The following is a 10,180-nucleotide window of genomic DNA, read 5'->3' on the forward strand; positions in this document are numbered from 1 at the left end:
ACAAATCCCAATAATGTAAAAGGGAAAATAGTAGATGTCATAGCTGGTAGGGATGTTTTTATTGGCGTCTCTGCACCAAAATCTGTGACAACAGAAATGGTTCAAACAATGAATAGAGACTGTATGATTTTTGCATTAGCTAATCCAGTGCCAGAAATCTTCCCTGAAGATGCAAAAAAAGGCGGTGCAATAGTTATCGGAACAGGCCGCTCAGATTTTCCAAACCAAATCAACAATGTGTTAGCTTTTCCAGGAATTTTTAGAGGAGCATTAGACGTACAAGCATCAGAGATTAATGAAGAGATGAAAATTGCAGCATCAAAAGCAATTGCAGATATCATAAATGAGGATGAATTAAATGAAGATTATATTCTTCCTCATGCCTTTGATTTAAGAGTTGCACCTAATGTAGCAGCCGCTGTTGCAAAAGCTGCTATTGAATCTGGTGTAGCAAAAAAGACAGATATAACTCCAGAGTGGGTTTATGAACATAGTAAAGAAATCTTAGAAAATAACAATTAGGAGGCATGAAAATGATTAAAGTTGGAGTTGCAGGTTATGGCGTTATTGGCCAAAGATTAGCAGATGGTGTTGCTTGCCAAAAAGATATGGAATTAGTAGGCGTTGCCGATGTAGCACCTACATTATCTGTACGGGCATTAAAGGAAAAAGGAATGCCTTATGATTTGTACAATTCCCTTCCAGAAAATCAAAAACTATTTGACGAAGCTGGAATACCTATTAGTGGGTCACTAGAAGATTTGATACAAAAGGTTGACATCATGCTGGATTCCTCTCCTGCTGGTATTGGTGCAAAGAATAAAGTTCTTTATGAAAAGTATAATAAAAAGGCTATTTTCCAAGGTGGAGAAAGTAACGATGTTGCAAATGTATTCTTCCACGGATATGCAAACTACGAAAAGGGTGTGGGACAACAATTTTTAAAACTTACTTCCTGTAATACAACCGGGCTCATTCGTGCAGTAGATTGCTTAGATCGTAGTGTTGGCGTTGAAAAAGTAGCGATTACTATCATTAGACGTGTTGCTGATCCAGGTGATTATCATAGAGGTCTTACAAATGCATTAAAAGTTGATCATGCGCCAACTCATCAAGCAGTAGACCTTATGACAATTATGCCTCATATCGATGCTACTGGAATACTCGTTCAGGCACCAGTAACTCATGGACATATTATTACAGTTGTAGCAACACCAAAAAAAGACATTTCAAAAGAGGATTTAGTAGCAATGTTTAGGAAACATCCAAGAATTCGAGTAGTAAAAGAATCGGAAGGATTTTTAGGAAATGCATCTTTGTTTAGATATGCTAGGGATCTTGGCAATCCAAGAGGTGACATGTATGAAATCGCAGTTTTTGAAGATTCTATCGTAAAATCAGGTAAAGATATTATGTTTGCTATTAACATTCCACAAGAAGCCGTCGTTATTCCAGAAAACATGGATGCAATTAGAGCAGCAATGGAAATGCAAGCAAATGGAGCAGAAGGTGTTGCAGAAACAAATAAATATTTGGAGCTTGGAAAATGGATGGAAAAATAACAAAAATCAAATCTATGAAAGAATTCAATTACGAAGATAAAACAGTAATCTTAAGGGTGGATATTAACTCTCCTATAGATCCGAAAACAAAAGAAATTATGAATGATAATAGAATTAAAAAAAGTATCCCTACTATTGAGTATTTACTACGTAGTAAGGCAAAAGTAGCCATACTTGCTCATCAAGGGGATACATTAGATTATCATAATCTAATTTCTCTTAAAGAACATACCCAAAAATTATCAATGCTATTAGGACCAGAAATTCCATACATTGATGATGTATGTGGGCCTGCGGCACAAGAGGCTATTAAGTCGTTAAAACCTGGAGAAGCAGTACTTCTTGGAAACTTAAGGTACTTAACAGAAGAAGTTTCAAGTTTTGAAGAGGTAGTAAAACTTGAGCCGAAGGATATGCTTCAAACTTATTTAGTAAGAAGCCTAGCTCCTTTAGCAGATTACTATGTAAATGATGCCTTTGCAGCGGCACATAGAAATGCTCCATCTATGGTAGCTTTTCAAGAAATTTTGCCAACAGCAGGGGGATTGCTTCTAGAAAAAGAAGTAAATGAGATAAGTAAGATTATGGATTCACCTACTCGTCCTAATGTGTTTATATTAGGAGGATTAAAAATATCTGATGCCTTTGGTATGATGGAGCAAGTATTAAAGAGCGGTTCTGCTGATAAAATCCTTACATGTGGTGTAACAGGAAATATTATGCTTATGGCTAAGGGGTACAATCTTGGAGAGCGAAATAGCAAATTTATAAAAGAACGAGGTCTCGAGCAATTTATTGGACCAGCCAAGAAGTACTTGGAACAATATGGAGATAAGATACTGGTTCCTCTGGATATTGCCTATGAAAAAGATGGTAATAGAGAAGAAATAAATATTGAAGACTTACCAGTAAATGAAAGCTACTTAGATATTGGAAGTAAGACTTTAGAAAGCTATAAAGAAATAATAGCAGATGCTGGAACTTTATTTTATAACGGTCCTGCAGGTGTCTATGAAAACCTGCTTTTCGAAAAGGGTACAAGAGAGCTTTGGAAGGCTATTGCAGCCACAAATGGATATAGTGTTATTGGCGGAGGAGATACAGTAAGTGCAGCTGGGCGATTCATTGATTTAGATAAGATCAATTACGTTTGTACAGCTGGCGGGGCCATGGTGCGCTTTTTATCTGGAGTAAAAATGCCTTTAATAGAAGCTATGACAAAAGCCTTTGAAAAAAAGAATTAAATCCTGAAAAAAGGAATGTAATGTTGATTACATTCCTTTTTCTAAAAATACTATAAAATTTATACAGGAGGTTCATGATGGAATACAAAGTGGGCTTTGGAAAGACAAATTTACCTATAGAAATTGACGACAAGAACTTGCTAGGAGTGCTTCATGCCAACAAAGTAGATATAGATTTAGTAGGAGAAGCAGAAGTAAAAAGAGCCCTTGAAAACCCAATAGGTTCAACAAAGATTAGAGATATTGTAAAAAAAGGAGATAAGGTGGCGATTGTAACCAGCGATATTACGCGTCCTATGCCTAGTAAGCTTGTTTTACCTTTTATTCTTGAGGAACTAGAAAAAGCTGAAATAAAGGATGAAGATATTACAATAGTATTTGCATTAGGTAGCCATCGTTTTCACACCAAAGAGGAAAAGAAGTACTTAGTAGGTGAAGAAATATACAGCAGATATCTTTGTATTGACAGTGATACAAAAGATTATATTCACTTTGGATATACAAAAAATCAAACGCCTATTGATATTTTTAGGCCTGTTGCAGAAGCAGATAAGCGTATTTGTTTGGGAAATATCGAATTTCACTATTTTGCTGGTTATAGTGGCGGTGCTAAAGCTATTATGCCTGGGGTATCTACAAGAGGTGCTATTCAAGCAAATCACAGCAGGATGGTCGACGAAAAGGCTTACGCTGGGAACTTAAACACCAATCCAGTAAGGCTGGATATTGAAGAGACGATAGAGCATATGCCAATCGATTTTATTCTTAATGTAGTATTAAATGAAGATAAGGAAATCATCAAAGCAGTAGCAGGTCATTATATTGATGCCCATAGAGAAGGATGTAAATTCCTTGATAATTTATACAAAATACCTTTAAAAGAAAAAGCCGATATTGTCATTACTTCTATTGGAGGATATCCTAAAGATTTAAATCTATATCAAGCTCAAAAAGCTTTGGACAATGCGAAACACGCAGTTAAAGAAGGTGGTATCATCATATTAGTGGCTTCTTGTAAGGAGGGATTAGGGGAAAAAGTATTTGAAGATTGGATTATGGAAGCGAAAAAGCCAGAAGATTTAATAGAGCGGGTAAAAAGAAAGTTTGAACTAGGTGGACATAAAGCAGCGGCTATCGCTATGGTCTTAGAAAAATCAAAAGTCTTTTTAGTTTCAGAGCTTGAAGAAACCTTTGTAAGAAATACATTTTTAGATCCATTCCATGATTTGCAAAGTGCCTATAATAAAGCTATTGAATACAAGGGTAAGGAATCAAAAGTAATCCTAATACCTCATGGTGGTTCGATTCTGCCTTATCGTTCTGAGAATTAATGATTCAAATGCGTTTTTATGCTGTTGTTTTACTGTTTAATATATTAGAAATAATAGCCATATGAAATACGAACTTGGATAAAAGATTTACGATTAGAGCAATGTTAAACGAAAAAGGGGGAACAATAATGGATATTTTTAACCTTCCAGATTTGGAATTCACGCAGTGGATATTGGTTATTGTTGTAGCATTTTTAGTAGGGATTTCTAAAACAGGATTAACTGGATTACTGACAATGGTTATCCCAGTACTGGCTGCGATTTTTGGTGGTAAAGCGTCTACAGGAATCATCTTGCCTATGCTTATAGTGGGTGATATTTTGGCATTAGTTTATTATAAGAGACATGCAGAAAAAGAAGATATATTGAAATTACTACCTTGGACTGGAGCAGGATTAATTTTAGGGCTAACGGTAGGAAGTTACATAGATGACGTTCAATTTAAAGCCCTTATCGCTATATCCGTTTTGCTTTGTCTAATTATACTCATCTATTTCGAAATAAAGGAAGATGGAGTAAAAGTACCTAAAGGCATATGGTTCCATGCTTTTACAGGTATTTTAGCTGGATTTACATCCATGATAGGAAATGCTGCTGGACCAATTTTTAGCGTATACTTATTGGCAAAAAGTGTAGATAAAAATAACTACCTAGGAATTACCGCCTGGTTCTTTTTTATTGTAAATGTGAGCAAATTGCCTTTACAAATATTTATCTGGAAGAATATAGATCTACAGATCATGTTTCTCACAGCAGTGCTCATACCTGCTATCGTTATAGGTGGAGTGATAGGTGCATATATAGTTAAAAAACTAGATGATAAAGTATTTCGATATTTAATTATAGGAATGACGGCTGTGGTTTCTGTAAAATTATTTTTTTGAGCATAGAGTAATAAAAATTCGCAATTTATAAGACAAGAGTGGTTTTGATTGGCAATTACTCTTGTTTTTATTAAATTAATTTTAGTAATAGTATGTAAGAATGATAGTGAGATACATGAAAGGGGGGATATTGTGAAAAATTTACATGAAAAACTGTTAGAGCATACTAGTATGGGTAAAGAATGTGTTATTTTGACTGCTTTAGATTCATCTGCTGGAATTGTTCTAGATAAAGTACTGCTTACAAAGAACGAATTACATAAAGTTTATTTTTCATATGATTTTGAATGCATCCCCCAATTAATAGAAAAAATACGGCAAAAGGGTGAGATGGCTTTAACTTTAGGAAGTTATTTGAGAAGCATTAGTAGGCCCCAAGGCCCCCTTACTCAATTAGCCAAGCGTTAACGAAGGCTAATTGAGTAAGCTACGGCTGAGGATTTACCTTGCTTGCCAGAGTGGACAGGAGATTTTAAAACGAGCCTTCAAATACCTTATAGTAATCCTCTATTTTCTTTGGCCCAGCTAAGAGTTCTCTTCCTATGTACAAGGTGCCATCAAGCCTTGATTTAACGAACCATTTTACGAGCATAATTTCACTTTTTAGGATTTCAATAGCAGTTATGCATCTAGGGGGAACACAACTTCCATCGTTTATGTAGGGAAGCTGACCAACTTCAGGTAGCATTGGTCTGTGAGTATGCCCTGTTATTAACATACATTTATTTTCCTCAACCCATTTGATCAAGGATATCTCAACTCTTTCTTTTTTAGTGTAGTTTTTTGCTGTACTTGTAGGGTCGTTAAAACCTAAATTATCAATAGGTCTCCATAAATAACGGACTAAAAAGCGAGATAATTTCCATAGAGAACTGCTCATAATATCTACTTGATGACCATGAGTTAAGAAGATTTCATGGTTTTTATCACGATGCTTTAAAATTAACCCTTCGTGTAATTCTATATTCTTAAAAAGTTCAATGGTTTTCTTATCCCTTTCTCTACAATAATAATACATATTTTTAGTTACATAATCTCTCTTGTTTTTTACCATATCGTGATTGCCATATATAAAATACAGTCTTCCGTCTTCATAGTATTTAGACATTAACCAGAATACATCGCTATGTATTTTGGTAATATCCTTTAAGCTTCTAAATTTCCATAGCTCGTCTCCATCGCCGTTTTCGATATATGTAAACTCGCGTTCATAATAGTAAAGTAAAGCGAAAAAAAATAAATTTCGATTTCTATGAAAATCATCAGCCCAACTACCGTCCCCTCTATGAATATCACTCATAATGACAAATCTTGAATCATCGTCAAAATCTACTTTTTTTGAGGTATGATAAACTTTTGATACCTCCTTTAATCCATACATCTCTATCCCATCCTATCCTGTTGATTTATATAAAATATATTCAATAAAATTTAGTTCAGAACAGGGGGCGAAAAGAAGGTAGCTACTAAACATATAGAAAAAAGTATTTAACCTTACAAACAAATAATTCATTCATGATATAAATGAGTTATAATAGTTTAATTAAGATCTATTGGAGGTAAATACAATGAAGAAAAAGTTATTAGGAATCCTACTCATTTTTATGACTTTATTTATTGCGGTTGGATGCAGCCTTGATATATTAGTAGAAGATGAGCAAAATAATGGAGAAGTTGCCCAAAATGAACAAGTAGTAGATGAAGTACAAGAGGAATTGTTTCAGGAGAATCAAGCTTACTATAGTGTGGACGAGGTAGCTTTGTATATTCATACCTATGATAAGCTACCACCTAATTATATTACGAAGTCAGAGGCTTCAAAACTTGGGTGGGAGAGCTCTAAAGGCAATCTATGGGAGGTAACAGACAAAGGTGTAATAGGTGGAGATCGCTTTGGTAATTATGAGGGCATATTACCTGATCAAAAGCAAAGAAAGTGGTTTGAATGTGACGTAAACTATAGTGGTGGTTTTAGAGGCGCTGAGCGAATAGTTTACTCAAATGATGGGTTAATATACTATACAGAGGATCACTATGAAAACTTTACTCAATTATATTAAAATGTGTAGGTGATATGATGAAAAGAATTTTATTAGATGGAGAAAAAATGAATACAAAGGAAGAAGCTCATGTGTACATATCTAAGGGCCTAAATTTTGCCCAATACTATGGTAAAAATTTAGATGCCCTATGGGATATATTAAGTACTTATGATGTGCCAATCCACATTGTTTTTAAGAATACCGAAATTCTTAAAAACAATCTTGAGCAATATGGCAATAGGTTATTAAAAGTATTTCTAGAAGCAAGTGAAGACAATGATAATTTATTTTTTGAAATGGAAGAATGATTAGAAGGAGTACAAATCATTGAATTATAAAATTGGAATGAGAACCTTTAAGACTTCCTTAGCTGTTTTTATTTGTATTATTGTATACCATATATTCCACTGGGAAAACTCTTTTTTTGCAGTTATTGCAGCCATACTGTCAATGGAAATCTCTATTATAAGCTCTTTTAAAGTTGGCAGAGATCGAGTAATGGGAACAATTTTAGGGGCCATTGTAGGTTTAGGCTTTGCCTTGATTCATCCTGGCGATGCTCTTTTAAGCGCTCTTGGAATGATGATCATTATCACAATCTGTAATGTGTTTCATTGGAATAAATCCATATCTATTGCTGGAGTTGTATTTATTTCTATTATGCTTAATATTGGAGGATTAGAAGCTGTAGAGTACAGTATAAATCGTATTGTTGATACCTCTATAGGGATTCTCATTGGATTAGTCATAAACTACTTGATTGCACCTTATAATTTTGAAAAGAGCATTAAAAAACAATTGACCTCTCTTAATAAAGAATTTAATAAAATTATTGAAGAGTATATTCGCCCATGTATAAAAGAGGATATGATCAAACTGAATTGCTATCAGGAGGACTGTTACAATTCAGTAGATCATTCTATAAGGGAATTAAGTGATGACCTAAATCATTTAAAAGATGAATTAAAAGAGTATTTAAAGGAAATTAAGGTTCAACATGTGAATCAACAAAAAGTACAGGGTACTGTTACGATGCTAGAAATAATGAAAGAAACCTATTCTCATCTCAAGGTAATAGCTCCCATTGTCTGTGAGAGAAAATTAAATGAATTAAATTATAAAAAGCTACAAGACTCTGGTTTTACAGTTCATAAATATGAATGCAATGAAAACCTAAGCTCCTTAGATACAATATACAATTACCACTTAGGAATCATTCTAGAAAATATGGAACTCATAAATAGTTAAAAGAGAAAGGAGGTTAATATGATCCTTTCTTTTTTTCTTTAAATTTAATAGAAAGATTTTTTATGATGTTTTATCATAAAAAATCTTATCATAACTGATAAATTACTCACCATAAAGACAATTGTTTAATTATCTTTATCCCACGCTATTAATGTATTATAATAACAATAAGAAAATTATTAAGTAAAAGTGAGAGCCTATCTAAAGGAGATTATATGAATATTCAAGAAATCATAAATGTTTTTGAAAATAGAGGGAGTAAACCCTTTAATATAAAAAATTATTTTTCTGTACTCGTTCCAATTATACAAATAAAAGATGAACTACATCTGCTCTTTCAAGTGCGGTCTAATCGCATTCGCAGGCAACCTGGTGAAATTTCCTTTCCAGGAGGGAAAATTGAAAATGGTGAAACACCTAGACAAGCGTGTATTCGAGAGACTTACGAAGAAATGGGGATTTGTGAAGAACAGATTGAGATTATAGGACAACTTGATTATTTATTGAATAATACAAATGATATGATTTACCCTTTTCTAGGGATATTACGTGAAATATCCCTAGAAAACATTCATTTTAGTAAAGAGGAAGTAGAAGAAATTTTTACTGTTCCATTGCAGTATTTTCTTGACAATAAGCCAGAAGTGTATGATATGTGTTATAAGGTAGCAGCAGATAATTCTTTTCCATTTCATAAAATTAAAAACGGGCCAGTGTATCAAAATCGGATTATGACCTATCCTGTTTATTTTTATGAATACAAAAAGTATATTATATGGGGATTGACAGCAAATATTACGAGAAATTTCGTAAAAGAATTGATTAGAAGCACCAAGAGTTTATAATTCTTGCACGAGGCTAATGTGCATTTATAAATAAGTTTTAAAAATTTGAAAATGTGGATAATTAAACAATTTGTTTGTTAGTGGCCTTTATATATGTTATACTATGATTATAAATTGGTGAGTATATAGATAAAATTCTTATTACAAACCTTATAGAAAACTAAATACAATACTGCGTACTGACTACATGAGGGTTCGTCCCAAGTGAGAAGGCGAAAGGTAAACGATATATTAAGAGGGCTTTATTATCCCTTGTTTTTTTCGTATTCTCAACCCTGTACGCTTATGTACAGGGTTTTTTATTTAAAATAATAGAAGAAGGAGATACTATGGAAACTCGTATTGCACTTATTGGTATTATTGTAGAAGAAAAAGACTCTGCTGAAAAATTAAATACAATCCTTCACGAGTACGGGCATTATATCGTTGGAAGGATGGGAATTCCTTATCACAAGCGTAAAATTTCCGTTATCAGTATAGTTGTTGATGCACCAAGTGATGTGATCAGTGCACTTTCAGGCAAATTAGGAATGATCCCTCATGTGAGCGTCAAGACTGTTTATTCAAAAGTATCATATTAACCTTAGGAGGAAAATATGTTCAAGTTAATTGATCAACTCGAAAAAAATCAAATACTACCTAAAGAGGAATTGTCTTATCTATTAAATAATTACAACTCAGAGGTAAGTGAGTACTTATTTAAAAAAGCTCGAGCTGTATCCCAAAAGTACTTCGGGAATACGGTCTATCGGCGTGGTTTAATTGAATTTACAAACTACTGTAGAAATGATTGCTATTATTGTGGAATTCGAGCAAGCAATAGAGAATCTGTTCGTTATAGGTTGAGTAAAGAAGAAATTTTAAGTTGTTGTGATACTGGATACGCTCTTGGCTTTCGCACTTTTGTCCTTCAAGGTGGAGAAGATTTAAGCTACTGCGATGAAGATATTTGCTCTATTGTTTCATCTATAAAAGAACAACATCCAGATTGCTTTTTACTATTTTTGCAATCGTGCTTGACAAA

12 protein-coding genes and 1 pseudogene are annotated in these 10,180 nt (G+C 33.7%); 12 read left to right on the forward strand and 1 reads right to left on the reverse strand.

Features of this window, described 5'->3' with window-relative positions:
* The 6 genes from Q7P22_RS14695 to Q7P22_RS14720 all read left to right on the forward strand — a co-directional run.
* Positions 1 to 522 (forward strand): malic enzyme-like NAD(P)-binding protein (locus Q7P22_RS14695; RefSeq protein WP_303865128.1); only part of this gene is annotated, 522 nt, incomplete at its 5' end.
* 11 nt (positions 523 to 533) lie between these two features.
* Positions 534 to 1,562 carry a type II glyceraldehyde-3-phosphate dehydrogenase gene (locus tag Q7P22_RS14700; protein WP_303865129.1) on the forward strand — a complete coding sequence of 343 codons (1,029 nt, stop codon included), beginning with the start codon at positions 534 to 536 and terminating at the stop codon, positions 1,560 to 1,562.
* On the forward strand, positions 1,547 to 2,806 hold the full coding sequence (gene pgk / locus Q7P22_RS14705) for a phosphoglycerate kinase (RefSeq protein WP_303865130.1): 1,260 nt from the start codon (positions 1,547 to 1,549) through the stop codon (positions 2,804 to 2,806). Before Q7P22_RS14700 ends, pgk begins: the two co-directional genes overlap by 16 nt.
* A gap of 77 nt (positions 2,807 to 2,883) precedes the next feature.
* A complete protein-coding gene (gene larA, locus Q7P22_RS14710) occupies positions 2,884 to 4,137 on the forward strand; it encodes a nickel-dependent lactate racemase (protein WP_303865131.1) in 1,254 nt (417 codons plus the stop codon).
* A 128-nt stretch (positions 4,138 to 4,265) separates the two neighbouring features.
* Positions 4,266 to 5,021, forward strand: a complete 756-nt coding sequence (locus Q7P22_RS14715; protein WP_303865132.1) for a sulfite exporter TauE/SafE family protein — start codon at positions 4,266 to 4,268, stop codon at positions 5,019 to 5,021.
* Positions 5,022 to 5,153: 132 nt separating this feature from the next.
* A complete protein-coding gene (locus Q7P22_RS14720; RefSeq protein ID WP_303865133.1) occupies positions 5,154 to 5,429 on the forward strand; it encodes a hypothetical protein in 276 nt (91 codons plus the stop codon).
* 64 nt (positions 5,430 to 5,493) lie between these two features.
* On the opposite strand, the gene Q7P22_RS14725 is transcribed toward Q7P22_RS14720, so the two are convergent.
* The gene (locus Q7P22_RS14725; RefSeq protein WP_303865134.1) at positions 5,494 to 6,402 is read right to left on the reverse strand and encodes a metallophosphoesterase; all 909 of its coding nucleotides are present in this window, start codon (positions 6,400 to 6,402) and stop codon (positions 5,494 to 5,496) included.
* 187 nt (positions 6,403 to 6,589) lie between these two features.
* Here Q7P22_RS14725 and Q7P22_RS14730 point away from each other — a divergent pair, with 187 nt between their 5' ends.
* The 6 genes and pseudogenes from Q7P22_RS14730 to Q7P22_RS14755 all read left to right on the forward strand — a co-directional run.
* Positions 6,590 to 7,081, forward strand: a complete 492-nt coding sequence (locus tag Q7P22_RS14730) for a ribonuclease domain-containing protein (protein WP_303865135.1) — start codon at positions 6,590 to 6,592, stop codon at positions 7,079 to 7,081.
* Positions 7,082 to 7,098: 17 nt separating this feature from the next.
* Complete coding sequence (locus tag Q7P22_RS14735; RefSeq protein ID WP_303865136.1) at positions 7,099 to 7,371, forward strand: barstar family protein; 273 nt, start codon at positions 7,099 to 7,101, stop codon at positions 7,369 to 7,371.
* A gap of 19 nt (positions 7,372 to 7,390) precedes the next feature.
* Positions 7,391 to 8,311, forward strand: a complete 921-nt coding sequence (locus Q7P22_RS14740; protein ID WP_303865137.1) for an aromatic acid exporter family protein — start codon at positions 7,391 to 7,393, stop codon at positions 8,309 to 8,311.
* 215 nt (positions 8,312 to 8,526) lie between these two features.
* Positions 8,527 to 9,156 (forward strand): CoA pyrophosphatase, encoded by a 630-nt coding sequence (locus tag Q7P22_RS14745; RefSeq protein ID WP_303865138.1) that lies wholly within the window; start codon positions 8,527 to 8,529, stop codon positions 9,154 to 9,156.
* 329 nt (positions 9,157 to 9,485) lie between these two features.
* On the forward strand, positions 9,486 to 9,737 hold the full coding sequence (locus tag Q7P22_RS14750) for a TM1266 family iron-only hydrogenase system putative regulator (RefSeq protein ID WP_303865139.1): 252 nt from the start codon (positions 9,486 to 9,488) through the stop codon (positions 9,735 to 9,737).
* A 15-nt stretch (positions 9,738 to 9,752) separates the two neighbouring features.
* A pseudogene (locus Q7P22_RS14755) lies at positions 9,753 to 10,180 on the forward strand ([FeFe] hydrogenase H-cluster radical SAM maturase HydE); the annotation flags it as partial.

The organism is Alkalibaculum bacchi (assembly GCF_937875145.1).
GTDB lineage: Bacteria > Bacillota > Clostridia > Eubacteriales > Alkalibacteraceae > Alkalibaculum > Alkalibaculum bacchi_A.